This is a genomic window from Pseudomonas sp. CJQ_9, from assembly GCF_043106615.1.
In the GTDB taxonomy this organism is placed as follows: Bacteria; Pseudomonadota; Gammaproteobacteria; order Pseudomonadales; family Pseudomonadaceae; genus Aquipseudomonas; species Aquipseudomonas juntendi.
On the sequence record NZ_JBICMS010000023.1, the window covers coordinates 11939 to 36566 of the forward strand.

The window sequence follows — 24628 nt, forward strand, 5'->3', positions numbered from 1 at the left end:
TCGGCGAGGGGCAGGCGCTGCCGGGGTCGAGTGAATTTCTTGGGAAAGTGAGTGTTCATGAACAAGTCCAGATTGCGCAAGTACGGCTTCGGCCTGGCAGTGGCCTTGGTTGCAGGCATGAGCCTGTACGCCATTCAGGCCCCGGCCAAGCCACCGCAATACATCACCGCCACGGTCGAGCGTGGCGATATCGAGAACGCGGTGCTGGCCAGTGGCACGCTCGAAGGCATCAAGCAGGTGGATGTGGGTGCTCAGGTGTCGGGGCAGTTGAAGTCGCTGAAGGTCAAGCTCGGCGACAAGGTGACCCAGGGCCAGTGGCTGGCCGAGATCGACCCGCTGGTATTGCGCAATACCCTGCGTCAGGCAGAAGTGGACGAGGAGAAATTGCAGGCCGAACGGCGTTCGGCCCTGGCCCAGCTCAAGCAGACCCGGCGCGTGTACCAGCGCTACCGCGAACTGCAGGCTGACGAGTCGGTGTCGCGCCAGGACTTCGAGAATGCCGAGTCGGAATACGAAGTGCAGCAGGCTGCCGTGCGCTCGCTGGATGCGCAGATCCAGAGCGCGCGGGTGGAAATCGACACGGCCAAGGTCAACCTGGGCTATACCCGCATCAATGCGCCCATCACCGGCCATGTAGTGGGCATCGTCACCCAGGAGGGGCAGACCGTGATCGCCAACCAGTTGGCGCCGGTACTGCTCAAGCTGGCCAACCTCGACACCATGACGGTCAAGGCCCAGGTGTCGGAAGCCGATGTGATCCACATTGCCCCTGGCCAGGAGGTGTATTTCACCATCCTTGGCGAGGACAAACGCTACTACGCCAAGCTACGCGGCACCGAACCCGCACCACAGAACTACGCACAAAGCAGCGACAAACAGGAAGGCAGCCGTGGCAAGCCGACTGGCGCGGTGTTCTACAACGCCTTGTTCGAAGTACCCAACTCCGACCACCGCCTACGCATTTCCATGACTGCGCAGGTGCATATCGTGCTCGACACCGCCCGCGGCGTACTCACCGTGCCCGTGGCCGCACTGGGCACACGCAACGCTGATGGCAGCTTCCCGGTGCGGGTGCTCGATGCCAAGGGGTTCGCCCAGTTGCGCAACGTGCAGGCGGGCATCAACAACAACGTCAAGGTGCAGATCGAGGATGGCCTGGCCGAAGGTGACCGGGTGGTGATTGGCGAGCCGGTGTCAGGCGAAACGGGGGCGTGAGCATGAACATGAATGTGCAGCCTGGCGCAGGCACGGCGGTGACCTGCAACCCGGCACAGCCATTGCTGCGCTTGCAGGGGGTGACGCGCAGTTTTCAGGCTGGCGATCGAGCTTTCCTGGCGCTGAAGGGTATCGACCTGCAGATTCACAGCGGTGAGCTGCTGGCGATCATCGGCGCCTCAGGCTCGGGCAAATCGACGCTGATGAACATCCTTGGCTGCCTCGACCACGCCAGTAGCGGTAGCTACCAGGTTGCAGGGCAGGAAACCCGGGAGCTGGACGATGATGCCCTGGCGGCGCTGCGCCGTGACCATTTTGGCTTCATCTTCCAGCGCTACCACCTGCTGCCGCACCTGGATGCCCTGCACAACGTCGAGATACCGGCGGTGTACGCCGGCTCGCCGCAGGGCCAGCGCCATGCCCGGGCGTGCGAGCTGCTGACCCGGCTGGGCCTGAAGCACCACCTGGAGCACCGCCCCAGCCAACTGTCGGGCGGCCAGCAGCAGCGGGTGAGTATCTGCCGGGCGCTGATGAACGGCGGCCAGGTGATTCTGGCCGACGAGCCGACCGGCGCACTGGACACCGCCAGCGGCAAGGAAGTGATGAACATCCTGCTAGAGCTGCACGCGGCCGGGCACACGGTGATCCTGGTGACCCATGACCCCAAGGTGGCGGCGCATGCCGAACGCATCATCGAGGTCAGTGATGGGCAGATTGTCAGCGACCGACGTACCAGCGCACCTGCCATCGCCATCGCTGAACCTGAAGCCCAACCGGCACCTGTGGCCCAGGTGGCGGTTGGGCGCCGCCTGCGGGTCAGCCTGGGGCTGTTCCGCGAGGCGTTCAAGATGGCGTGGCTCGCGCTGATCTCGCACCGCATGCGCACCCTGCTGACCATGCTCGGGATCATCATCGGCATCACCTCGGTGGTGTCTATCTCGGCCATTGGCGAGGGTGCCAAGGGCTATGTACTGAAAGATATCCAGGCCATTGGCAGCAACACCATCGACATCTACTCCGGCAGCAATTTCGGTGACAGCCGGGCCAAGACCATCGAAACCTTGCTACCTGCCGACGCGGCAGCGCTCAACGCGCTGTACTACGTCGACAGCGCCACCCCAGTGATCGGCCAGAGCACCCTGGTGCGCTACCGCAACCTGGACGTGGACGCGCAGCTCAATGGCGTGAGCGAGCATTATTTTCAGGTGCGCAACATACCGTTGGCCGCCGGCATCGTGTTCAGCGCCGACGATGCACGGCGCCAGGCACAAGTGGTGGTGATCGACCACAACACCCGCAAGCGCCTGTTCGGCCCGCACGTTGACCCGCTAGGGCAGGTGATTTTGGTCGGCAACCTGCCGTGCACGGTGATCGGGGTAACGGCCGAAAACAAGAACCTGTTCGTCGCCAGCAACCAGTTGAACATCTGGGTACCCTACGAAACCGCTGCCGGGCGCATCCTGGGCCAGCGGCACTTGGACAGCATCAGTGTGCGCATCAAGGATGGCGTGCCCAGCAAGCGCGTTGAAGAGGAGGTGACCCGGGTGATGCTGCAGCGCCATGGGACCAAGGACTTCTTCACCAACAACCTCGACAGCATCATGCAGACGGTGCAGAAGACCAGCCGCTCGCTAACCTTGCTGCTGTCACTGATTGCCGTGATTTCGCTTGTGGTGGGCGGCATCGGGGTGATGAACATCATGCTGGTGTCGGTGACCGAACGTACCCGCGAGATCGGCATTCGCATGGCGGTGGGGGCACGCCAGTCGGACATTCGCCAACAGTTCCTTGTGGAGGCGGTGATGGTGTGCCTGTTTGGCGGCCTGGTCGGGATCGGCTTGTCGTATGGCGTGGGGTACCTGTTCGAGCTGTTCGTCAAACAGTGGGAAATGGTGTTTTCGCCAGCCTCGATCGTCATGGCGTTTGCCTGCTCGACGCTGATCGGTGTGGTATTCGGGTTTGTACCGGCAAGGAACGCAGCGCGGCTTGATCCGATCGAGGCGTTGGCCCGGGATTGAGGCAGACCTGTGCCTGCCGCTTCGCGGGCACGCCCGCTCCCACAGGTTTTGCACAGTTTTCAGAACCTGTGATGTACCTGTAGGAGCGGGCTTGCCCGCGAAGAGGCCGATACACGGAAACACTAATCAGCCCTCGGCATACATCCAGCGCATCAGCGAATGCCGCCCACTGATGCCCAGCTTGATCGCCGCCCGACGCAGGTAGCTTTCAACCGTATTCACCTTCAAGGCCAGCCGCTCGGCCTGCTGTGGGGCGGTATGCCCGGCCAGCAACCCCAGGCACACCTGGCGCTCGCGCTCGGAAAGCTTGAGCCCCGACTGCGCCAGGCGGTCGACGAAGCGCTGTTCGAGGTTTTCCCGGGCATGGCGCTCGGGGCCAGGCTGCAAGGCGTCGATGTGCTTTTCCAGCATGGGCAGCAGCAAGGGGGAAATCGCGTCCAGGTGGCGGCGCTCGAAGCTCGAAAAACCGTAGGTGGAGTCGGCACGCAGCACCTGGATCTCCATGCGCGCATTGCCTTTATGGCAGATACGGTGCAGGCGGGCAGGGTCGTTGAAGTCGCTGCCTGGCTGTGCCTGGGGGGAGAATACCGTTTCATCGAACAGCCTCGATTCGCAAGGCAGGCCAGGCAGGTGGCGGATCTGCATGGCGTCGATGGCGAGGTGAGCCTGGATCAGGTCGTGCAGCATGCGCGGAAACTGATGGCTGCCGGTGCTGGCGATGACTTTGCCAATTTGCGGGTAAAGCTGTTTTGAATTCATCGTATCGTCCATGAAGGCCAGTAAGGGTTGTGCCGTTGCGTGTCTGCCAGCCGCATCCTCGGCTTGCGGGCGAACCTGTTCGGTATCCTAGTACAACGAATGAGTGACGGTTAAATGAAGGGCGCCTAATGGCATTATAGTGGCATCTTTTGCTCACGGCTGGTGCAATGCAGGTTGTAGGGTATGATGCCGACCTTCATAACTGTCACGAGGCCTGTTGCCAATGTCCCTGAGTGCCCCACAGATGGGTGAATTGCGTATATTCGCCGAGCAACTGGCCGACGCCGCTGCACAGGCGATCAAGCCGTACTTCCGTGCCAGCCTGGACGTCGAGGACAAGGGGGGGCGCCTGTACGACCCGGTGACGGTGGCCGACAAGGCGGCCGAAGACGCGATGCGCGCGTTGATCCAGGCGCGTTACCCGGAGCACGGCATTCTTGGCGAAGAGGCTGGGGTGGCGGTGGGCAGCAGCCCGCTGACCTGGGTGCTCGACCCCATCGACGGCACCCGTGCCTTCATCACCGGCCTGCCACTGTGGGGGACGTTGATTGCGCTGAACGATGGTACCCGCCCAATACTGGGGGTGATGAACCAGCCCTTTACCGGCGAGCGGTTCATTGGCACGCCCGAGGGGGCCTGGCGCAACGCTACACCCTTGCGTACCCGTGCCTGCGCCGACCTGGCTACGGCCACGCTGATGTGCACCACCCCCGACATGTTTGACACGGCCAAGCGCAAGGCCGCCTTCGAGGAGGTAGCCGGCCAGGCGCGGCTGATGCGCTACGGCGGCGATTGCTATGCCTACTGCATGCTGGCGTCGGGGTTCGTCGATGTGATCGTGGAGGCCAGCTTGCAACCCTATGACGTACAGGCGCTGATGCCGATCATCGAAGGGGCGGGTGGGGTGATCAGCGCCTGGGATGGCAGTTCGGCGCAGCACGGTGGCTGTGTAGTGGCCTGTGGTGACCCAGTGCTGCACGCGCAGATGGTGGAGAAGTTGCGCCACGCCATGTGAGGGTGTGCCGCCGGGCCTGCGGCGGCCTTTACACTGCACTTTTTGCCATTTCCGCGCTCTATGCTTGGCCAGGCCACATCGATCCCCGTTGCGGCCGCCGAATATCGACCCGGTGCCGATGGTTGCAAGCTACCCTCATCTGATTCCCCGCGTGCTGCTGGCAGGCGTGCTCACCTGCCTGTGTGCCTGCACCCAGGAACAGGGCCGCGACATGCTCGACCAGTTTGCCGACGGCAAGCCCAGCGAACTGTTCCAGACCAGTGTCGACCGCCTGGCCACGCTGTCGATGCGCGACAACCTGCAAAGCCTGTACCTGCTGATGAACAAGCTGTACCTGCGCAACCCCAACCAGTTGAAGATGTCGGGGTACGTCGACGCCGCCACTGCCGAGCGGCAGATCCGCAAGGCCATCGAACACCGCCAGCCGCTGGCGCAGCTGGGCAACCGTCGCGACCTGGCAGCCTTGAGTTACGCGTTGAGCCCGGAGTTTCGCGGTGACCGCGTCGGCGCCTTCATCTATGCCATCGGCAGCATGCTGATCACCGCTCACGGCGGGCGCACCGAGTTCTACATGACTGACACGATCGACCCGCTGTTCATCAACAACGCCGCGCGCAATATCGAAAAGGCCACCTGGATGTTGAGCCAGCGGCAAGATGCCAATGGCGTGTTGCTGCTGTTTTCCAACGAGATTTCCGAAGAGGGCAGCAACCTGAGCTTTGCCGTGGAGTTCGGAAAGATCGTGGCGCGCCTGGATTTGCTGGCAGAGTTGCTGGATGAGCGGTATCGGCGGATCGGATTGAACTATGCACAAAGCCTGCTGCTGATGAACTTCCTGCCTGTACAGTGACTTTGGCTGTTGCATCTAGCCATGACGACACATTGCCGGGACTGCTGCGCAGCCCTGTCGCGACGCAAGGCCGCTCCTACAAAGGGGGCCAGTAACGCTTTCAGAGTAGCGCCTGTATTGCCCGTCGATAACGCTGCCCGGCCAGGCTCATGCTGTTGTTATGGCTCGCCCCGGGCACCAGCAGCAATGTCTTGGGTTCCTGGGCGGCATCGAACAACTGCTGGCTGAAACGCGCTGGCACGAAGCGGTCATCCAGCCCGTGCACCAGCAGCACGGGCAAGCCGATGTCCTGGATCTTGCCCAGCGAGTCGAACTTCTGCGACAGCAACCAACGCACCGGCAATGATGTATTGGCTACCGCAGCGGCGACATCGCCCAACGAGGTGAATGTCGATTCCAGTATCAACCCACGCGCCGGGGCCGCGGCACCGCCCTGGCGTGCTTCGGCTGCGAGCGCGCGGGCCAGTTCCACGGCCACCGCACCGCCCAGCGAATGGCCGAAGATCAGCCGTTTGCCCGCGTCGGGTTGCAACTGTGCGAGGCGCTCCCAGGCGATGCGCGCGTCCTCATAGACAGTGGCCTCGGAGGGCAGCCCGCCGCGGCTCTGGCCAAAGCCGCGGTAGTCCACGGCCAGCACCGAGTAGCCCATGGCATGCAGCTGCTCGATGCGGAACAACTGCCCGGTCAGGTTCCAGCGCACCCCATGCAGGTAGAGGATGGCCGGGGCATTGGCGCGCCTGGCAGGCCACCACCACGCGTGCAGGCTCTGGTTGGCAGCGAAACTGCGCGGCCGCAGGTCAAGCTCCTGCACACCGCTGGGCAGGCCACGGAACCAGCTGGCCTGGCCAGGTTCGATGCGGAACACCAGTTCGCGCTCTTTGTGCTGAAGCACCGCGCAACTGCTGGGCAGGCCGATCACCAGCAAGGTGGCACACAACCAGGTCAGCCAGCGGCGGCGTAGGTGGGAGAGGAAGAGGGCGGGCATGTGGGCTTTTTACCAGATGCCGGGGCGTGCGTGTGAGGAAAGTGCCTCAATGGTGGGCTGGACTGGTTGCAAGCTGTTACCGCAGTGAGCGGGTGAGCAGTGCCGGCCGTTGCGCGCCTGTGAAACAGCGGCTCAGCTGCTGCCCAGTGAATCCAGCAACGGCTGGAACTCTTCGAGCAACCAGTCGCGCAAGCGCAGGCAACTGGGCTCATGTTCCTTGTCTTCGTTGAAGGCCAGGAAGTGGAAGGTGTCCTTGAGCACCAACTCCTCTTGCACCGGGCGCACCAGCAGCCCCTGGGCCACCAGTTGTGCCACCAGGTGGTGCCAGCCCAGCGCTACGCCCTGGTTGCCAAGGGCCAGTTGCACCAGCAGGTTGTAGTCGTTGGCGTTGAAGAAGTGCGGTGCGGTGTTGGCGCGGCTTTTCAGGTCAACGTCGTGGAAGGCCAGCCAGACGTTCCAGTCCACATGTTCGGCCACCTGCGAACGCCCATAAGGGCTGAGGTTGAGCAGGGTGCCATCGCGCAAGCCTTGCAGCGTCTGCACCTCGGGGTGCCGGGCCAGGTACTGTGGGGTGCACACCGGGTAGATCACGTCATGGTTGAGCGGGTGCGAGCTGTAGCCAGCCTGCACCTTGCCCAGCTTGGTGATGTAGATGTCAGGCCGCACCCCCGGCTCCATCGACAGGAAGTTCTGCGTGGTGACCAGATTGATGTCGATGTCCGGGTTTTCGGCAAAGAATTTTGGCATTCGTGGCCCCATCCACAACGCCGCGAACGCCGGCGAACAGCACAAGGTGACCACGTGCTTGGTATTGGTGTTACTGCGGATACGCTCGGCGGCCTGGGAAATGTTGACGAATGACAACTGCACCGCATCGAAGAAGATCGAGCCGGCCACGGTCAGCTCCACTGCACGGCCGACCCGGTTGAACAGTTCGGCCCCCAGGTAGGTTTCCAACTCACGGATCTGCCGGCTGACAGCAGCCTGGGTGACACACAGCGCCTCGGCGGCACGGGTGAAGTTCTGGTACCGGGCGGCAGCCACGAAGACCTTCACGGCGCGCAGGGAGGGCATCTTGATCAGCGTCTGATCGGGCTCGAGGTGTCTGACCATGGGGGCGGGCGCGTGGTCCTTGGGGGGTGGCCAATCGCTCTACTCTAGCGTGTTCCACGTTGCCTGGTAAGTGCGCACCGCGCCTGGAGCTGCAGCTCAGCGGCGATCGATAACTTCAGGTAATGGTTAGCGGCAAACAAATGTCGTTGGACCGCCAGGGGTGCAGGCCCTAACGTTGAGCTCACGGCGCGACATTCGAGACATCGATGTCGAATAATTTTTTGAAGCAGGATTTCCTGCGTGCCGGTTTTGACTCACGTTCGCATTCGAACGGACTGCCAAGCGTACTCGCACTGATCTCTACCGCCTTATTGAAAGTGCGATGTTGAAAGATTGGTTATAAGCATAATAAAGAGGGTCGTATGAGCCATGCCGATGAGATTCTTTCGGTAAACAATGTCTTCAAGGTGTTCGGGCCTAACCCGGACATGGCCATGGAGATGCTCCGCAAGGGCGCCGACAAGAACGAGATCTTCAGCAAAACCGGCCACGTCGTCGGCGTTTTCGATGCAACCTTTTCCGTCAAGCGTGGCGAGATCTTCGTCATCATGGGCCTGTCTGGCTCGGGTAAATCGACCATGGTGCGGTTGTTCAACCGCCTGATCGAACCCACCTCCGGCAGCATCCACCTCAACGGCAAGGAAATTACCGGGCTCTCGGACAAGGCCCTGCTCGACGTGCGGCGCAAGGAAATGGGCATGGTGTTCCAGTCCTTCGCCCTGATGCCGCACATGAGCGTGCTCGAAAACACGGCCTTCGGCCTTGAGATTGCCGGCGTAGCGCCAAGCGAACGCCATCGCCGTGCCCGTGAGGCCTTGAGCCAGGTGGGCCTGGCCGGGCACGAGCACAGCTACCCGCACCAGCTGTCGGGCGGCATGCAGCAGCGTGTGGGCCTGGCCCGGGCGCTGGCCAACGACCCGGCCATCCTGCTGATGGACGAAGCGTTCTCGGCCCTCGACCCGCTGATCCGCAGCGAAATGCAAGGCGAGCTGATCCGCCTGCAGGCCGAGCAGCAGCGCACCATCATTTTCATTTCCCACGACATCGAAGAGGCCATCCGAATCGGTCACCGCATCGCGATCATGGAAGGTGGCCGCGTGGTGCAGATCGGCACCCCGCAAGAGCTGATCAACCAGCCGGCGAACGATTACGTGCGCACCTTCTTCAAGCATTTCGACAGCTCGCGGGTGCTCAAGGCCGGTGATGTCGCCAAGTTCGACCCCGCTGTGGTGTGCAAGGTCAACGGCAAGGCACCAAGCTTCCAGGCCGGTGTGCCATTTGGCTACCTGATTGACGACCGCGGGCAGTTGCTGGGTGTGGTCGACACCGATGCGGCCGGCGCCACCGCCAGTGACCGCTATAGCCTGCACGAGCAGCGTCCGGTGTACACCGACACGCCGCTGCATGAAGTGCTGGGCATTGCGGCCAACCTGCCGTACCCGGTGCCGGTACTCGACCGCCAGGGTGCCTTCAAGGGCACCTTGTCGAAGAACGAGCTGCTACAGACCCTGAGCCGCAACTAAGCCACCAAGAGGTAAGCCCTCATGTCCGAATTCAGCCTTCTCGACCCGTTCCAGGCGGCCACCATCCCGCTGGGCGACTGGGTCACTGCGACGCTCAACTTCCTGGTGCACAACTTCCGTGAGGTGTTTCGCGCCATTCGCTGGCCGATCGACCAGGTGCTCAATGGCATCGAGTTCACCCTGCAGAGCATCCCGCCCACCATCGGCATCATCCTCTCGTCGTTGCTGGGCTGGCAGCTGGCCGGCAAGCGCATGGCGCTGTTGTGCTTCATCACCCTGACCTTGCTCGGCCTGATCGGCGTGTGGTCGGAGTCGATGACCACCCTGGCGCTGGTGCTGACCTCGGTGTTTTTCTGCGCGGTGATCGGCATTCCGCTGGGCATCGTCTGCGCCCGCAGCAACCGCCTGGAAAGCATCATCCGGCCAGTGCTCGACGCCATGCAGACGCTGCCGGCATTCGTCTACCTGGTACCGGTGGTGATGCTGTTCGGCATCGGCAATGTGCCCGGCGTGCTGGTGACCATCGTGTTCGCCTTGCCGCCACTGGTGCGCTTGACCAACCTCGGCATCCGCCAGGTACCGGAGGACAAGATCGAGGCCGCACGCGCCTTTGGCTGCACGCCACGGCAGATGCTGACCCGCGTGCAGTTGCCGCTGGCCACCTCGACGATCATGGCCGGCCTCAACCAGACCCTGATGCTGTCGCTGTCGATGGTGGTGATCGCCTCGATGATTTCCGTGGGTGGCCTGGGGCAGATGGTGCTGCGCGGTATCGGCCGGTTGGACATGGGCCTGGCTACGGTCGGCGGTGTAGGGCTGGTGCTGCTGGCGATTTTCCTCGACCGCCTGACCCAGGCCATCGGCGCGCGCAGCAATGCCGAGCCTGGCGTGCGCTGGTACCACACCGGCCCCGTAGGCGTGGTGCTGCGCCTGTGTGGTGCCGCGCAACCGCAAGGGCGGCGCAAGACTGCCTGAAGCGCGCAAGAATTTTTTGAACCGTTCGACCTGCCGCACTTGAAGAAAAACAGAAAAGGTAAGCGACGATGCACCCATCCAAGTTCTCCCGCAGCATCCTCAAATGCGCGACCGCGCTGACCCTGGCCGCCGCCGCGCTGGCCGCACACGCTTCGGCGGACAAACCCGGCGACGGCGTGAAGGTAACGCCGATCTTCCCCTCCATTGCCGAAGAGCGTTTCCGCGGCGAAGTGGCGATGGAGGGCCTGCGCGAGCTGGGCTACAAGGTCCAGGAGCCGAAGGAGACCGAGTACGGCGTGATGATGGTGGCCTTGGCCAACGGCGATGCCGACTTCACCGTGCACCTGTGGGAAAAACTGCACGACAAGTTCTACCAGCAGGCCGGTGGCGATGACGTAATGGTCAAGACCGGCAATATCCTGCCCGGTGTTGCCCAAGGTTACCTGATCGATAAGAAAACGGCCGACCAATACAACATCAAGTACATCACCGACCTGAAAAAACCCGAAATCGCCAAACTGTTCGACACCGACGGCGACGGCAAGGCTGACATGACGGGTTGCAACCCGGGCTGGGGTTGCGAACTGGTGATCTCCCACCACATGAAGGCCTACGACCTGGACAAGACCGTAACCGTGAACCAGGGCTCGTACTTTGCGTTGATGGCCGACACCATAGCCCGCTTCAAGGAAGGCAAGCCAATCCTCTACTTCACCTGGGTGCCACAGTGGATTGCCAGCGTACTGGTGGAGGGCAAGGACGTCGTCTGGCTGGAAGTACCGAAGACCGACCTGCCGGATGGCAACAACGACGTCGATACCACCTACCACGGCAAGAACCTGGGCTTTGCCATCGACAAGGTGGTGGCGGTGCTGAACAAGGACTTTGCCGAGGAGAACCCGGCGGCGCTGAAGTTTCTGTCGCTGGTGCAGATCAGCACCGACGACGAGAGCAACCAGAACCTGAAGATGCAGCAGGGCGAGAAGAAGCCTGCCGACATTACCCGCCATGCCAAGGAATGGGTTGCCGCCCACCGTCAGCAGTTTGACCAGTGGCTGCAAGCCTCGCGTGATGCTGCGGCCCAGGCCGGTAAGTAACCTGATCCATCAGCGTTGGCTTTTTCGCGGGCTCGCCCGCTCCCACAGGTCCGCCACAGGTTCTGAACACTGTGCAATGCCTGTGGGAGCGGGCAAGCCCGCGAAGCAGCCAATGCGATTCTCGCTGTTGAGTTAATAGCCATGAGCCACTTCGAAAGCATCCTCAAGAACACCAACCTGGCCCACCTGGAGCCCGGCTTTCGCACTTCACTGCCAATGCCCTGCCAGCGGGTGGCCTTCGTTCTGCGTGAACACTTCTCGATGATGGCCTTCACCGCTGCAATGGACAGCCTGGTAACCGCCAACCTGATGAGCGCCACGCCGTTGTTCCAGGTTGAGGTGGTGGGCGAGGGGCCGCAGGTGATGAGCGACCTGGGCATTGCCTTGCCGGTCAACACCGAACTAACCGATTTGCAGGTGCAAGGCCTGGATTGCCTGCTGGTCTGCGGCGGTTTACGCGTGTGCCTGCAAGCTGCCCCCCAGTTGCGTGCCAAACTGCGCCAAGCCGACCAGCAGGGCTGCCAGTTGGGCGGCTTGTGGAACGGTGCCTACTTCCTGGCCGAGGCGGGTTTGCTCGATGACCACGACTGCGCTTTTCACCCTGATGGCCGGGCGATGATGAGCGAGCTCTACCCCAAGGTGCGGATCAGCCGCCACGCCCATGTGCTGGGCCGCAGGCGCATGAGCTGCGCGGGTGCCAGCAGTGCGCTGGACATGATGCTGGCCATGCTTGAGCAGGCGGGTGGGGTGCCGTTGCGGCGGGCCGTGGAACAGATGCTGGCGTGCGACCGTTCGCGGGTGGCAAATGACACTGCGGCCGGCGTGGCGGACATTGACCCTGGCATGCCTCACGGCGTGCGCCTGGCACTTGAGCTGATGCATGCCAATATCGAAGACCCGATCGGTATCGACGAGATCGCTGAACACGCGGGGTTATCCCGCCGCCACCTGGAACGCCTGTTCCGCCGCCATGTGCAGGCCACGCCGCCACGGTATTACCTGGAGCTGCGCCTGACCCATGCGCGGCAGCTGTTGCAACACACCAACAAGTCGTTGACCGAAGTGGCGGTGGCCAGCGGGTTTGTCAGCTTCCCGCATTTCTACCGGCGCTTTCGTGAGTTGTTCGCCATTGCACCGCGGCAGTACCGGGCACGCAGCCAGGGCTGGGCAGGGCGGCAGGATGTGGCGGTGCTGTAGGATTGTCGTTATCGTTGACTAGCAAAAACTGATATTTCTACCAGGTGTCAACCGGACGAAGAGCATGCAATCTGTACGGTAGCCATGTTAGGTGAGATACGTCTATGATTTTTTTACCGTATACCGTTTATGGTGTTCAAGCGGATGAGAAGTCTTTCTCACCCATCGGGTTCAATGGGGAGTACTACGATCCTTGTTCCGGTTGCTATCCATTGGGCTTGGGTTATCGCTTGTACAGCCCCAGCCTGATGCGTTTCTTATCACCCGATACCCTCAGTCCGTTTGGTAAAGGCGGTGAACATATATACGGCTATTGTAAAAATGATCCTGTCAACCATGTGGACCGCACGGGACACCTATCCACCCCGCCAGGTAATGCAGGAAGTCCGAAGCCTTCGAAGATCGCGAGGCTTTCACCTCCGAGCTGGTCGCCATCCCCGAAGAGCCCTTCAAGCAGTCGATCTGCCACGTCTCTCGATACAGCAGGTAGGCTTTCGGGATACAGCAGTAAAGAATTCAACTTATCTCTAAATTTTTTAGACAACTTGCCACCATCCTCACTCAGTTGGCCCGATTTTTTCAAAGCAAAAGGGATGCTCAATCCACGTCAAATATTTGATGAGTCAAAGCGTTTGGCCACATCTATTTCTGTAGACCCCATTGTCTCTGACCCGACTTTTTTCAGGACCAGACTGGTGATTTACATGACGACGGCTGGTAATTCCAGGGATCCAATGTCTGCGCTGCGTTCTGTCTATCGAAATATTATGGACATAGAAGTGGGCGAGACTGCAACTTATGCCGAAAACATTAGGAATAACTATGGCATCCGGACTTGAATTCTGTTTGCAAGCAGACTGTCGGCCGTGGAGCGCTGTCTATGTAAATCTCCGCAGAAGAGAAGTAACGACGTAGGCAGGCACTCACTGAGTTGGTCGATAATCGCACTCATTCCCTGGGTGTGGTGTTCGCTATCCGCCCATTCAGTGCTTCCGTCGCATTGCCCAACCCCCGCCTTTTTGCTGTAGTGTGCCCATCCATCGGTTGTCGCCTGCCCCCGCGACCCGCAACCGCCCCGATAAAATGACCGTGACGACCGCAACCACAGCCCCCAAAAAGGCGTAGGAAGCGGCGACCAGAACAATAACGATGCCGAGTGCCTTGCCTATGGAAAACCGCCTGCTGAGCGAACGCAGTAGCGTGTTTCACCACGCCGACCCTTATGCTGTGTCCGATTATGTCAACCAGCATGTCGGCCAGCATTGCATCGGCCTGTCGCGCACCACCCACCCCCAGGCCAGCCTCAGCCACCGCAAGTTCGCCGAACTCGACCTGTGCCGCATCAGCTACGGCGGCAGTGTGCGGGTTACGTCGCCCGCACTGGAGACCATCTACCACCTGCAGGTGCTGCTTAACGGCAACTGCCTGTGGCGCGGGCACAAGGGTGAGCAGCACCTGGTACCGGGCGAATTGCTGCTGATCAACCCTGACGACCCGGTTGACTTGACCTATTCGCAAGACTGCGAAAAATTTATTCTCAAGGTGCCGACCCGGCTGCTGGACTCGATCTGCGACGAACAACGCTGGCACCGGCCCGACGGGGGGGGGCGCTTCTTGCGTAATCATTACCGGCTGGACGAGCTGGACGGCTTCGTCAACTTGCTGGCCATGGTTTGCCACGAAGCAGAAGTGAGCGATTCACTGCCCAGGGTGCAGGGCCATTACAGCCAGATCGTCGCCAGCAAGCTGCTGACCCTGATGAGCACCAATATCCGCCGGGAAAGCCTGAGCGCGCCGCAAGCGGGGCTGGAGCGCATACTCGATTACATTGAACGCAGCCTGAAGCTGGAGCTGTCGGCTGAAGTGCTGGCAAAGCAGGCGTGCATGAGCTTACGGTCGCTGTATGCGTTGTTTGACCAGCACCTGGGGACTACGCCCAAGCATTACGTTCGCCAGCGCAAGCTGGAGCGGGTGCATGCATGCCTGAATGACCCGACTTGTGCCGTGCGCAGTGTGACGGAGCTAGCCCTGGACTATGGCTTTCTGCATCTGGGGCGGTTTTCGGATGTGTACCGGCAGCAGTTTGGCGAGCTGCCTTCGCAGACGTTCAAGCGCCGGGGATGAGGCGTGTCAGCGTTGCCACCTGATAGTTATGCTAGTTGCTTGTCCTTCATGCGCGACCCACCATCTGCTTTATTGCGGCTAAAAGGTGGTAACCATGTCGAACACGCAGAATTCTTCTTGTGCACTGCAGTACACAGTTTATGGGCATGACGGATGCGAGCAATCCGCATCAGTGCTGCGCTTCAGCGGGCAGAGAAAGGAGCCAGCCACAGGGCACTACTTGCTGGGGAATGGATACCGTGCTTTGAATCCGGCTTTGATGAGGTTCCATAGCCCGGACAGCTTGAGCCCGATGGGAGCTGGCGGGTTGAATTGTTACGCCTACTGTGGCGGGGATCCTGTTAACAACATTGACCCGAGCGGGCACGCTTTTCGGTCCTTATTTCGTCGGCGACCACCACGGGTACAGTTAGCCGATCCTTTCACTCGCACTCCATCCGCTAAGCAACTAGCCGTTAATAAAATAATGTCATCCCGCATGCAAGAACATCGTGAGCTGGTTCGGTCTCAACGCGTGAAAGACTTTGAGCGTTCAGGTCGTTTTACTGCGGGAGGTATGGGAGAAGAAATGGAGCGATTGCACACGACCGACAACTGGTCTCAGCAGGAGTACAACATGGTGGAAGTGTACAATCTTAACATGCATAGAAACCACAAACTTCTAGATGAAAACGATATGAGAGTGTTGCGTAGAACCACTGATCTCCTGGCTAAAATTTCCACAAATCTGCCCGCAGAAGCAGCAAAGGCTACAAAAGTACATTGGAAGCTTGGGGAAACCGGAAAGCACATCCGCGTAAGTGGATAACACTCTGCACAATCCGGATAGTCCCCCGCCAGCGGTCTCCCTAACCTGACCAGGTCTAAACAATAACAAGGGAGACCCTGGCCATGTCCCTGGGATTCGACTACCTCGCTGCCATGCTCGAGGACGACCGTGAAAAGGGCATCTACCGCTGCAAGCGCGAGATGTTCACCGACCCACGCCTGTTCGACCTGGAGATGAAACACATCTTCGAGGGCAACTGGATTTACCTGGCCCATGAAAGCCAGGTCCCCGAGAACAACGACTTCCTCACCCTGACCATGGGGCGCCAGCCGATCTTCATCGTGCGCAACAAGGACGGTGAGCTCAATGCCTTCCTCAACGCCTGCAGCCACCGCGGTGCCATGCTGTGCCGGCACAAGCGCGGCAACCGTTCCAGCTACACCTGCCCGTTCCACGGCTGGACCTTCAACAACAGCGGCAAGCTGCTCAAGGTAAAAGACCCGAGCAATGCCGGCTACCCCGACAGCTTCAACTGCGACGGCTCCCACGACCTGACCAAGGTGGCGCGCTTCGAGTCGTACCGCGGCTTCCTGTTCGGTAGCCTGAATGCCGATGTCAAGCCGCTGGTCGAGCACCTGGGCGAGTCGGCGAAGATCATCGACATGATCGTTGACCAGTCGCCGGAAGGCCTGGAAGTGCTGCGCGGTGCCAGCTCGTATATTTATGAAGGCAACTGGAAGCTCACTGCCGAGAACGGTGCCGACGGTTACCACGTCAGCTCCGTGCACTGGAACTACGCCGCCACCCAGAACCAGCGCAAGCAGCGCGAGGCCGGTGACGCGATCAAGACCATGAGCGCTGGCGCCTGGGCCAAGCAGGGCGGTGGCTTCTATTCCTTCGAGCACGGCCACCTGCTGCTGTGGACCCGCTGGGCCAACCCCGAGGACCGCCCAGCTTACGAGCGCCGTGAGCAACTGGCGGCCGACTTCGGCCAGGCCCGGGCCGACTGGATGATCGAGAACTCGCGCAACCTGTGCCTGTACCCGAACGTGTACCTGATGGACCAGTTCAGCTCGCAGATCCGCGTTGCCCGGCCGATTTCGGTGAACAAGACCGAAATCACCATCTATTGCATCGCGCCGAAAGGCGAGAGCGCCGAGGCGCGGGCCAAGCGTATCCGCCAGTACGAAGACTTCTTCAACGTCAGCGGCATGGCCACCCCGGACGACCTGGAAGAGTTCCGCTCGTGCCAGACTGGCTATGGCGGCGGCACTGGCTGGAACGACATGTCCCGCGGTGCGGCGCACTGGGTGGAAGGCGCCGATGCGGCGGCCAAAGAGATCGAACTGCAGCCGCTACTGTCTGGCGTGTGCACCGAGGACGAAGGCCTGTTCGTGCTGCAGCACAAGTATTGGCAGGCCACCATGGTCCGCGCCCTCAAGGACGAACAACAACTGATCCCCGTGGAGGCCGTGCAATGAGCCTGCATGAAACGGTGCGCGATTTCCTTTACCGCGAGGCGCGCTACCTGGACGATGCCCAGTGGGACCAGTGGCTGGAACTGTACGCCAGCGACGCCAGCTTCTGGATGCCGAGCTGGGACGATGACGACAGCCTGACCGCAGACCCTCAAAGCGAAATTTCGCTGATCTGGTACGGCAACCGTGGTGGCCTGGAAGACCGCATATTCCGCATCAAGACCGAGCGCTCCAGTGCGACCGTGCCTGATACCCGCACCTCGCACAACATCAGCAACATCGAGATCGTGGAACAGGGCGAGGGCAGCTGCAAGGTGCGCTTCAACTGGCACACGCTGAGCTTCCGCTACAAGACCACCGACAGTTACTTCGGCACCAGTTTCTACACCCTCGACCTGCGCGGTGAGCAGCCGCTGATCAAGGCGAAAAAGGTCGTGCTGAAGAACGACTACGTGCGCCAGGTCATCGACATCTACCACATCTGATACAGGTTTTTGCGAGCACTGCCCGGTGCGTTTTGCGACGCGCCGTGGGTCGGCTCGCCCGCGAGGTGCAACATGAGCTACCAGATCGCACTGAATTTCGAAGACGGGGTCACCCGCTTCATCGAGGCCACCGGCCACGAAACCGTCGCCGATGCGGCTTACCGCCAAGGCATCAACATCCCCTTGGACTGTCGCGACGGCGCCTGCGGCACCTGCAAGTGCAAGGCCGAATCCGGGCGTTACGACCTGGGCGACAATTTCATCGATGAGGCCTTGAGCGAAGACGAAATCGCCGAAGGCTTCGTGCTGACCTGCCAGATGCGCGCCGAAAGCGACTGCGTGATTCGCATTCCGGCGTCGTCGCAGCTGTGCAAGACCGAACAGGCCCGTTTCGAGGCGGCCATCAGCGATGTGCGCCAATTGTCGGCCAGCACCATTGCCCTGTCGATCAAGGGCGAAGCGCTGAGCCGCCTGGCGTTCCTGCCAGGGCAGTACGTGAACCTGAAGGTGCCGGGCAGCGAGCAGAGCCGCGCCTACTCGTTCAGCTCGTTGCAGAAGGACGGCGAAGTCAGCTTCCTGATCCGCAACGTGCCGGGCGGCCTGATGAGCAGCTTCCTGACCAACCTGGCCAAGGCCGGCGACAGCATGAGCCTGACCGGGCCGCTGGGCAGCTTCTACCTGCGCCCGATTCGGCGCCCGCTGTTGCTGCTGGCCGGCGGTACCGGCCTGGCGCCATTCACCGCGATGCTGGAAAAGATCGCCGAGCAGGGCAGTGAACACCCGCTGCACCTGATCTATGGCGTGACCAACGACTTCGACCTGGTCGAGCTCGACCGCCTGCAAGCACTGGCTGCACGCATCCCCAACTTCACCTACAGCGCCTGCGTGGCCAACCCGGACAGCCAATACCCGCACAAGGGCTACGTGACCCAGCACATCGAGCCGGGCCACCTCAACGATGGCGATGTGGATGTGTACCTGTGCGGGCCACCGCCGATGGTCGAAGCGGTCAGCCAGTACGTGCGTGAGCAGGGCATTACCCCGGCCAACTTCTACTACGAAAAGTTCGCGGCGGCGGCCTGATTACCTTTATCCCGAGCATGACACCGCCCCCCTGTAGGAGCGGGTTTACCCGCAAAGAGGCCAGCAGGTACAGCAACGTTGCCTGGTCGGACGCATTCGCGGGTAAACCCGCTCCTACGGGGACCGCGGGGAAGCGGAGATTTGAACATGAACAACAGATTCCAAGGCAAGGTTGCCCTGGTCACCGGCGCCGCCCAAGGCATTGGTCGTGGCGTGTGCTGGCGGCTCAAGGCCGAGGGGGCGCAAGTGGTGGCGGTAGACCGCTCCGAACTGGTCCACGAACTGGCCGGCGAGGGGGTGCTGACCCTGACCGCCGACCTTGAGCTGCACGCCGACTGTGCCCGGGTCATGGCCAGCGCAGTAGCAACGTTCAGCCGCCTCGACATACTGGTCAACAATGTGGGCGGTACCATTTGGGCCAAGCCTTTCGAGCACTACGCAGCCGAAGAGATAGAAGCCGAAGTGCGCCGCTCGCTGTTCCCCACTCTGTGGTGCTGCCACGCCGCACTGCCGTACATGCTCGAACGCGGCAGTGGGGTCATTGTCAACGTTTCGTCGGTCGCCACGCGGGGCGTGAACCGGGTGCCGTATGGTGCGGCCAAGGGTGGGGTCAATGCGCTGACTGCTTGCCTGGCCTTCGAAACCGCTGGCCGTGGCATCCGCGTCAACGCCACCGCGCCGGGTGGCACCGAAGCGCCGCCGCGGCGGGTGCCGCGCAACACCGCCGAACAAACCGAGCAGGAGAGGCGCTGGTACCAGCAAATTGTCGACCAGACCCTCGACAGCAGCCTGATGCACCGCTACGGCAGCATCGACGAGCAGGTCGGGGCAATTCTGTTCCTGGCCAGCGATGAAGCGTCATACATCACCGGCGTGACCCTGCCGGTAGGTGGCGGTGACCTCGGCTGAACCGCCTGGTCTTGCGGCGTTGCATCTGGCAACAAGGCGGGGAATTGCCTAGCGGCCCTGGTTGAGGGTAGTTTCCCCGTCACCACCTGCCAGGAATGCTCCCTTGGACTCGATTACCCAAGCTGTACTCGGCGCCGCCCTGCAGGGTGCCGTGCTGGGCCGCCTGCAAGGCCGCCGCGCGCTGTTGTACGGCGCGGCGTTGGGCACGCTGCCGGACCTCGACGTGATCATCCGCTACGCCGACCCGGTGTCGCAGATGACTTACCACCGCGGCTTCTCCCACTCGCTGTTCGTGCTCACCGGGCTGGCCTTGCTGCTGGCCTGGCTGGTCAACAAGTGCTGGCCCGACAAAGGCTATACCTTGAACAGGCTGTTCCTGGCGTTCTGGCTGGTGCTGATCACCCACCCATTGCTCGATGCCTTCACGGTCTATGGCACCCAGTTGTTCTGGCCTCTGCCAGTCACACCGCAAAGCTGGGCTGCGGTATTCATCATTGACCCGGTGTATACCTTGCCCCTGGTGGCCGCCGTTATCTACGCGGCCGTGCGCGGGGTGACTGCCAGGGCCACGCGGCTGCTGACCCTGGCACTGGTTTTCAGCACGGCGTACCTCGGCTTCGGCCTTGCCGGGCGCATGGCCGCCGAGCAGCGCTTCCAGGCCGCACTGGACCAGCAAGGTATCATCACCACTGAACTGCGGGCCGTGCCCATTGCCTTCAACAGCCTGGTCTGGCGAGTGTTGGCGAAAACCCCGGGGGGCGACTACTACGAAGGCATCAGCAGCGCCTTCGACCGGCAGGCGCCAGAAATGCAGCGCTTGCCGCGCAATATGCACTTGGCGCAGGTGTTGGCCACCGATGAGCTGTACCAACGTCTGCGCTGGTTCACCGATGACTGGTTGCGTTACGACCAGGTCGGCGACGTGCTGGTGGTCACGGACTTGCGCATGGGTATCCCGGGCAACTACAGCTTCCGTTTCCGCATGGCCCACCGGGACAGCCAGGGGCAGTGGGTGGTCGATGTGCCAGCAGCTTTCCAAAGCACCGGGCCCGGGTCGATGTTCAACAGGCGCGACCTGGTGCTGATCTGGCGGCGTGTCCTGGAGCAGCAACCACCGCTGCCGTTGGCCCTGTGGACCGAGCGCTACCTGGGCGTCAGCCCTGTCGAACGCGAGCGCTGAGGGTTGCGCTCGGCGGGGCTGGACCTGGTCAAATGGACCGCCATGGCGACCATGATCGCCGATCACCTGCGCTTCATATGGCCCACAGCCGATGGCCTGTTCGTGGTGGGCAGGCTGGCGTTCCCGTTGTTTTGCCTGGCCATTGCAGTGAATGTGCAGCGGGCCCGGGCAGCGGCTTTCAATACCATGGGCAATGTGCGCTACCTGGGGCTGATGCTGCTGTTCGCGGTGCTGTCGGAACCTGCATATCGCTGGCTGGACGGCGGCTCGCAGACATTGAACGTGATGCCGACGCTGGTATTGGGGTTGCTGGTGGCCTGGGGTGTGCATTACCCATTGCTTTCGCTGCGTTTGCTGGGTTTGGCGGCCGGGCTGGCAGGTTTATTGTTCAGTGGGCAGTTGATGTATGGGGTGCCCGGGGTATTGCTGCCAGGCGCCTGCCTGATGGCGCGCCGGCAGGGCGGCGCGGCCTGGGTGTTGCCTTGCCTGCTGGCCATGGGCGGCAACCTGACCAATAGCTGGTTGCAGGCGCATTTGCTGGCACCGATCACCTTGCTCACACTGCTGAGCGCGGCCTCGGCGCTCGCGCTTGGCTTAGCGCTGTTGCGCCATGATGATTGGCGGGTGCCGGCAGTGGGGCGCTGGGGCTATCTGTTTTATCCAGTGCATCTGCTAGTAATAAAGGTGCTGTCCTGAGCCTGTGATCGGAGGGCGGGCCTACCCACGCCCCTTCAGCCGATCAGCGTCAGGGCCTGTTGCAGGGTCAATGGCTGTTTCATGCGCTGCGACAGCACCGCCATGGCGTCGGAATACCCCCTGGCAATCACCGCCTCGACCTGCTCGTTCACACACTGCAGGGCGATGAAGTCACCTGTTTCCGGCTCGCCGACAAATTCGATGCGGTTCCAGTCCTGCGCGTGCCCCAGCACCTCGAAGGTAACCCCGTGCTGGTAGGTCCAGAAGAACGGCACGTCGGCGTAGCGGCGTTGCTCGCCGAGCATGTTGGCCGCTGCGATCACCGCCTGTTGCTGCGCCAGACGCCAGTGCTCGATGCGCACCGGGCGCCCGGTAAGCGGGAATGTGGCGATGTCCCCTGCCGCCCACAGGCCAGGGGCAGCACGCATGTCGGCGTCGACCCTCACCGATTTGTCTTCCCCCAGGGGCACTCCGTGCAGAAACGCCGTCGCGGGGCTGACGCCGGTTCCCAGCACGACCAAGGCTGTTTGCAGGCGCTCGCCATTGGCCAGTACCACTGCCTCGACCTGCCCCTGGCCTTCGATCAGCTTGACCTCGGTGGGGCCGTGAAAAGCCACCCCTTGAGCCTCATGCAGCGTGCGCAGGCAACGCCCGATGCGTTCACCCAACTGTCGGGCCAGGGGAAGCTCGTGGCGGGTAACCACATGCACCCGCGCGCCGTAAGCGTGCAGGGCCGAAGCGGCCTCCAGGCCGATGAAGCCGTCGCCCACGATGACCACCGGCTGGCCGGGCTCGGCCGCATCAAGCACCCGCTCAGCATCGTCGCGTGAACGCAGGGTGAACACCCCAGGCAGATCGATACCGGCCAACTGCGGGCGCACGGGCTTGCAGCCGGTGGCGAGCAGGCACGCGTCATACTCGATCGACTGGCCGTCAGCCAAGGTGATTTGGCGGAGCTGGCTGTTCACGCTGCGCACCTTGCCGTGCTTGCGCTCAAGTTGGCCCTGGCGCAAGGCATCGGCGTCGAGCAAGGCAGGTACTTCGTCGGGGGGCATCTGCCCGGCGATCACGAATTTGCTCAGGGAGGTCCGGTCATAGGCGGGCTGACGCTCCTGGTCTATCCACACCAACCGGCCGGCAAAACCTTGCCTGAGCAGGGCGGCCACCGCCGCGCTGCCTGCGGCCCCGGCGCCCACCACCACAAAGCAGCGGGCGTCGCTGTGCCTGGGCGGCTCGACGGCGGCCAGGGGCTGGTCATCGACCCACACCTGATCGCCCTTGAGCCACACCCGGTAGCGGCGCAGGTCGGCAAGTGCCGGCGGTTCGCAGACTGCGCCGTGGTCGACGGCAAACGCGGCTTTGTGCCACGGGCAGACCAGTAGCCCAGCGCACACCACTCCCTCGTCGAGCGGGGCGCCGGCGTGCGGGCAATTGGCCTGGTAGGCGTGCACCTGCTGGCCTTGGCGGACGAGGATGATCTCTTCGCTGCCGGCCTGAACACGCAACGGGCGGTGCTCGTCGAGTTGTGCCAGGCAAGCCACGGCGTACTGGGTCATGGGGGGTTCTCCAAAGGGGGCCTTTGGAACCATTTGACGCCTGAGGTGGGGAGGGGGTGCGTTGGGCTGACGACCGGTGTTCCGGTGGTACCGGGCCAGGCCCGGTGCCACCAGAACACCCCGTTGCATCAGTATGCTGGCGTGATCTGGCAGCGGGCTCAATTGGCCCGGGCAGCACTCAATGCACCGGCCCTGGTCACGCGCAGCGCCACCAGGCTACCGAGCACGATCAGTGCCGCCAACGCGTACAGGGCGGTATCGGTGGACCCGGTCTGGTCCTTGATGAACCCCACCAGGTACGGGCTGAGGAAGCCGGCCATCTGGCCGACCGAGTTGATGATCGCCAGGCCAGCCACGGCGGCACTGGCGCTGAGCAGCGCCGTGGGCATCGGCCAGAACATCGGCAGACCAGTGAGCGCGCCCATGGTGGCGATGGACAGGCCAAGGATGGCAATGGCCGGGTTGGCGGCGAAGTTGACTGCGATCAGCAAGCCCATGGCGCCCATGAGCATCGGCACCACCAGATGCCAGCGGCGTTCGTTGCGCAAATCGGCCGAGCGCCCGCAGAGAATCATGAACACGCCGGCCAGCAAGTACGGAATGGCGCTGAGCCAGCCGATCAACAGCGGGTTGTCGAAGCCCATGCCCTTGATGATCGACGGCAACCAGAAGTTGATGGCGTAGACACCGCTCTGGATACAGAAATAGACGAAACCAAAGGTCCAGATCAGCGGGTTGGTCAGTACCGCCAGCACACTGTCGCCGGTAGTGGCAGGCTTGCTGGCAGCATCGGCCGCCAGGTCTGCGGCGATCAGCTGGCGTTCGCCCGCGCTCAACCAGGCAGCCTTGTGGTAACCGTCACTAAGCAGGAACACTGCCAGAACGCCCAGGGCCACGGTCGGCAAGCCCTGGATCAGGAACATCCATTGCCAGCCGGCCAGGCCATGCTGGCCGGCGGCGAAATGTTCGAGGATCCAGCCGGAGAACGGCCCGCCCAGCAGGCCCGAAACCGGGATAGCCGACATGAACAGGGCCATGATGCGCCCGCGTCTGGCTGCCGGGAACCAGCGCGAAAGGTACAACACCACACCCGGGAAGAAGCCGGCTTCGGCCGCCCCGGTGAGCAGGCGCAAGGTGTAGAACTCGGTCGGTGTGGTGACGAACATCAGGCAAGTGGACAAACTGCCCCAGGCGATCATCATCAGCGCGATCCAGCGCCGAGGGCCGAAGCGGTTGAGCGCCAGGTTGCTGGGCAGGCCGCACAACACATAGCCGATGAAGAAGATGCCGGCGCCAAGGCCGTACACGGTTTCGCTGAACTTCAGCGCGTCGAGCATCTGCAGCTTGGCAAAGCCGACGTTGACGCGGTCCAGGTAGTTGAACAGGTAGCAGATGAAAATGAACGGAATCAGCCGCAGGGTAATGCGCCGGTACAGCGCGTTGCGGGTGGTGTCCGTGCCTTGGTCAGGGGCTGGGCTGTGTGCCATGATCGGATTCTCTGTTGTTATGGTTATCGCCGCGTCGCCTGTGCCGGCGCTCGCCCTGACGAGTCTCGGGGACTGCGGCGTGCCTGTCTTTGTGCTTTTGCACAGTGCCCGGCG

Annotated in this window: 22 protein-coding genes and 1 pseudogene; 18 read left to right on the forward strand and 5 right to left on the reverse strand. The window is 62.1% G+C overall.

The window, feature by feature from the left end:
* Window positions 1-57: 57 nt before the first annotated feature.
* Both macA and ACF8SD_RS03390 read left to right on the forward strand, forming a co-directional pair.
* A complete protein-coding gene (gene macA / locus ACF8SD_RS03385) occupies window positions 58-1215 on the forward strand; it encodes a macrolide transporter subunit MacA (protein WP_173889093.1) in 1158 nt (385 codons plus the stop codon).
* Between the two features lie 8 nt (window positions 1216-1223).
* The gene (locus ACF8SD_RS03390; RefSeq protein ID WP_173891691.1) at window positions 1224-3233 is read left to right on the forward strand and encodes a MacB family efflux pump subunit; all 2010 of its coding nucleotides are present in this window, start codon (window positions 1224-1226) and stop codon (window positions 3231-3233) included.
* Between the two features lie 126 nt (window positions 3234-3359).
* Here the strand turns inward: ACF8SD_RS03390 and ACF8SD_RS03395 are convergent, their stop codons facing one another.
* Window positions 3360-3992 (reverse strand): helix-turn-helix transcriptional regulator, encoded by a 633-nt coding sequence (locus tag ACF8SD_RS03395; protein ID WP_173889095.1) that lies wholly within the window; start codon window positions 3990-3992, stop codon window positions 3360-3362.
* Window positions 3993-4215: 223 nt separating this feature from the next.
* Between ACF8SD_RS03395 and hisN the strand changes: the two genes are divergently transcribed.
* Both hisN and ACF8SD_RS03405 read left to right on the forward strand, forming a co-directional pair.
* The gene (hisN, locus tag ACF8SD_RS03400) at window positions 4216-5007 is read left to right on the forward strand and encodes a histidinol-phosphatase (RefSeq protein WP_173889097.1); all 792 of its coding nucleotides are present in this window, start codon (window positions 4216-4218) and stop codon (window positions 5005-5007) included.
* Between the two features lie 118 nt (window positions 5008-5125).
* Window positions 5126-5857 (forward strand): hypothetical protein, encoded by a 732-nt coding sequence (locus tag ACF8SD_RS03405; protein WP_033690390.1) that lies wholly within the window; start codon window positions 5126-5128, stop codon window positions 5855-5857.
* 100 nt (window positions 5858-5957) lie between these two features.
* Here the strand turns inward: ACF8SD_RS03405 and ACF8SD_RS03410 are convergent, their stop codons facing one another.
* Both ACF8SD_RS03410 and ACF8SD_RS03415 read right to left on the reverse strand, forming a co-directional pair.
* Window positions 5958-6842 carry an alpha/beta hydrolase gene (locus ACF8SD_RS03410; protein ID WP_392484827.1) on the reverse strand — a complete coding sequence of 295 codons (885 nt, stop codon included), beginning with the start codon at window positions 6840-6842 and terminating at the stop codon, window positions 5958-5960.
* Window positions 6843-6974: 132 nt separating this feature from the next.
* Window positions 6975-7955: a LysR family transcriptional regulator gene (locus ACF8SD_RS03415; protein WP_054912987.1), complete on the reverse strand. Its 981-nt coding sequence runs from the start codon at window positions 7953-7955 to the stop codon at window positions 6975-6977.
* A gap of 362 nt (window positions 7956-8317) precedes the next feature.
* Here ACF8SD_RS03415 and ACF8SD_RS03420 point away from each other — a divergent pair, with 362 nt between their 5' ends.
* The 14 genes and pseudogenes from ACF8SD_RS03420 to ACF8SD_RS03485 all read left to right on the forward strand — a co-directional run bounded on the left by ACF8SD_RS03420 (window position 8318) and on the right by ACF8SD_RS03485 (window position 21471).
* Window positions 8318-9478 (forward strand): glycine betaine/L-proline ABC transporter ATP-binding protein, encoded by a 1161-nt coding sequence (locus ACF8SD_RS03420; RefSeq protein ID WP_173889101.1) that lies wholly within the window; start codon window positions 8318-8320, stop codon window positions 9476-9478.
* Between the two features lie 21 nt (window positions 9479-9499).
* Window positions 9500-10453: a glycine betaine/L-proline ABC transporter permease ProW gene (proW, locus tag ACF8SD_RS03425; RefSeq protein ID WP_392503463.1), complete on the forward strand. Its 954-nt coding sequence runs from the start codon at window positions 9500-9502 to the stop codon at window positions 10451-10453.
* Window positions 10454-10521: 68 nt separating this feature from the next.
* A complete protein-coding gene (proX, locus tag ACF8SD_RS03430) occupies window positions 10522-11550 on the forward strand; it encodes a glycine betaine/L-proline ABC transporter substrate-binding protein ProX (protein ID WP_173889105.1) in 1029 nt (342 codons plus the stop codon).
* A 141-nt stretch (window positions 11551-11691) separates the two neighbouring features.
* Window positions 11692-12747, forward strand: coding sequence for a GlxA family transcriptional regulator (locus ACF8SD_RS03435; protein WP_173889107.1), 1056 nt, complete (start codon window positions 11692-11694; stop codon window positions 12745-12747).
* 104 nt (window positions 12748-12851) lie between these two features.
* On the forward strand, window positions 12852-13586 hold the full coding sequence (locus tag ACF8SD_RS03440; protein ID WP_173889109.1) for an RHS repeat-associated core domain-containing protein: 735 nt from the start codon (window positions 12852-12854) through the stop codon (window positions 13584-13586).
* Between the two features lie 328 nt (window positions 13587-13914).
* The gene (gene benR, locus ACF8SD_RS03445) at window positions 13915-14871 is read left to right on the forward strand and encodes a benABC operon transcriptional activator BenR (RefSeq protein WP_392483755.1); all 957 of its coding nucleotides are present in this window, start codon (window positions 13915-13917) and stop codon (window positions 14869-14871) included.
* A gap of 94 nt (window positions 14872-14965) precedes the next feature.
* Window positions 14966-15226 (forward strand): annotated as a pseudogene (locus ACF8SD_RS03450) (RHS repeat-associated core domain-containing protein); the annotation flags it as partial.
* A gap of 123 nt (window positions 15227-15349) precedes the next feature.
* Window positions 15350-15679 carry a hypothetical protein gene (locus tag ACF8SD_RS03455; protein ID WP_392483784.1) on the forward strand — a complete coding sequence of 110 codons (330 nt, stop codon included), beginning with the start codon at window positions 15350-15352 and terminating at the stop codon, window positions 15677-15679.
* 83 nt (window positions 15680-15762) lie between these two features.
* On the forward strand, window positions 15763-17121 hold the full coding sequence (gene benA / locus ACF8SD_RS03460) for a benzoate 1,2-dioxygenase large subunit (protein WP_392483756.1): 1359 nt from the start codon (window positions 15763-15765) through the stop codon (window positions 17119-17121).
* Window positions 17118-17603 (forward strand): benzoate 1,2-dioxygenase small subunit, encoded by a 486-nt coding sequence (gene benB, locus ACF8SD_RS03465; protein ID WP_392483757.1) that lies wholly within the window; start codon window positions 17118-17120, stop codon window positions 17601-17603. Before benA ends, benB begins: the two co-directional genes overlap by 4 nt.
* A gap of 72 nt (window positions 17604-17675) precedes the next feature.
* Window positions 17676-18686 (forward strand): benzoate 1,2-dioxygenase electron transfer component BenC, encoded by a 1011-nt coding sequence (gene benC / locus ACF8SD_RS03470; protein WP_173889117.1) that lies wholly within the window; start codon window positions 17676-17678, stop codon window positions 18684-18686.
* A 147-nt stretch (window positions 18687-18833) separates the two neighbouring features.
* Window positions 18834-19595 carry a 1,6-dihydroxycyclohexa-2,4-diene-1-carboxylate dehydrogenase gene (locus ACF8SD_RS03475; protein ID WP_173889119.1) on the forward strand — a complete coding sequence of 254 codons (762 nt, stop codon included), beginning with the start codon at window positions 18834-18836 and terminating at the stop codon, window positions 19593-19595.
* Between the two features lie 103 nt (window positions 19596-19698).
* A complete protein-coding gene (locus ACF8SD_RS03480; RefSeq protein WP_173889121.1) occupies window positions 19699-20775 on the forward strand; it encodes a metal-dependent hydrolase in 1077 nt (358 codons plus the stop codon).
* A gap of 3 nt (window positions 20776-20778) precedes the next feature.
* The gene (locus ACF8SD_RS03485; protein ID WP_173889123.1) at window positions 20779-21471 is read left to right on the forward strand and encodes a TraX family protein; all 693 of its coding nucleotides are present in this window, start codon (window positions 20779-20781) and stop codon (window positions 21469-21471) included.
* A 35-nt stretch (window positions 21472-21506) separates the two neighbouring features.
* Here ACF8SD_RS03485 and ACF8SD_RS03490 read toward each other — a convergent pair whose 3' ends face one another.
* Both ACF8SD_RS03490 and ACF8SD_RS03495 read right to left on the reverse strand, forming a co-directional pair.
* Window positions 21507-23027: an FAD-dependent oxidoreductase gene (locus ACF8SD_RS03490; RefSeq protein ID WP_392483759.1), complete on the reverse strand. Its 1521-nt coding sequence runs from the start codon at window positions 23025-23027 to the stop codon at window positions 21507-21509.
* A gap of 158 nt (window positions 23028-23185) precedes the next feature.
* On the reverse strand, window positions 23186-24514 hold the full coding sequence (locus ACF8SD_RS03495; RefSeq protein WP_392483760.1) for an MFS transporter: 1329 nt from the start codon (window positions 24512-24514) through the stop codon (window positions 23186-23188).
* Window positions 24515-24628: the final 114 nt, after the last annotated feature.

Bases quoted from the DNA above. Each gene is read 5' to 3' on its own strand.
- macA (WP_173889093.1), top strand. From the start codon at position 58: ATGAACAAGTCCAGATTGCGCAAGTACGGCTTCGGCCTGGCAGTGGCC.
- ACF8SD_RS03390 (WP_173891691.1), top strand. From the start codon at position 1,224: ATGAATGTGCAGCCTGGCGCAGGCACGGCGGTGACCTGCAACCCGGCA.
- ACF8SD_RS03395 (WP_173889095.1), bottom strand. From the start codon at position 3,992: ATGAATTCAAAACAGCTTTACCCGCAAATTGGCAAAGTCATCGCCAGC.
- hisN (WP_173889097.1), top strand. From the start codon at position 4,216: ATGTCCCTGAGTGCCCCACAGATGGGTGAATTGCGTATATTCGCCGAG.
- ACF8SD_RS03405 (WP_033690390.1), top strand. From the start codon at position 5,126: ATGGTTGCAAGCTACCCTCATCTGATTCCCCGCGTGCTGCTGGCAGGC.
- ACF8SD_RS03410 (WP_392484827.1), bottom strand. From the start codon at position 6,842: ATGCCCGCCCTCTTCCTCTCCCACCTACGCCGCCGCTGGCTGACCTGG.
- ACF8SD_RS03415 (WP_054912987.1), bottom strand. From the start codon at position 7,955: ATGGTCAGACACCTCGAGCCCGATCAGACGCTGATCAAGATGCCCTCC.
- ACF8SD_RS03420 (WP_173889101.1), top strand. From the start codon at position 8,318: ATGAGCCATGCCGATGAGATTCTTTCGGTAAACAATGTCTTCAAGGTG.
- proW (WP_392503463.1), top strand. From the start codon at position 9,500: ATGTCCGAATTCAGCCTTCTCGACCCGTTCCAGGCGGCCACCATCCCG.
- proX (WP_173889105.1), top strand. From the start codon at position 10,522: ATGCACCCATCCAAGTTCTCCCGCAGCATCCTCAAATGCGCGACCGCG.
- ACF8SD_RS03435 (WP_173889107.1), top strand. From the start codon at position 11,692: ATGAGCCACTTCGAAAGCATCCTCAAGAACACCAACCTGGCCCACCTG.
- ACF8SD_RS03440 (WP_173889109.1), top strand. From the start codon at position 12,852: ATGATTTTTTTACCGTATACCGTTTATGGTGTTCAAGCGGATGAGAAG.
- benR (WP_392483755.1), top strand. From the start codon at position 13,915: ATGGAAAACCGCCTGCTGAGCGAACGCAGTAGCGTGTTTCACCACGCC.
- ACF8SD_RS03455 (WP_392483784.1), top strand. From the start codon at position 15,350: ATGCAAGAACATCGTGAGCTGGTTCGGTCTCAACGCGTGAAAGACTTT.
- benA (WP_392483756.1), top strand. From the start codon at position 15,763: ATGTCCCTGGGATTCGACTACCTCGCTGCCATGCTCGAGGACGACCGT.
- benB (WP_392483757.1), top strand. From the start codon at position 17,118: ATGAGCCTGCATGAAACGGTGCGCGATTTCCTTTACCGCGAGGCGCGC.
- benC (WP_173889117.1), top strand. From the start codon at position 17,676: ATGAGCTACCAGATCGCACTGAATTTCGAAGACGGGGTCACCCGCTTC.
- ACF8SD_RS03475 (WP_173889119.1), top strand. From the start codon at position 18,834: ATGAACAACAGATTCCAAGGCAAGGTTGCCCTGGTCACCGGCGCCGCC.
- ACF8SD_RS03490 (WP_392483759.1), bottom strand. From the start codon at position 23,027: ATGACCCAGTACGCCGTGGCTTGCCTGGCACAACTCGACGAGCACCGC.
- ACF8SD_RS03495 (WP_392483760.1), bottom strand. From the start codon at position 24,514: ATGGCACACAGCCCAGCCCCTGACCAAGGCACGGACACCACCCGCAAC.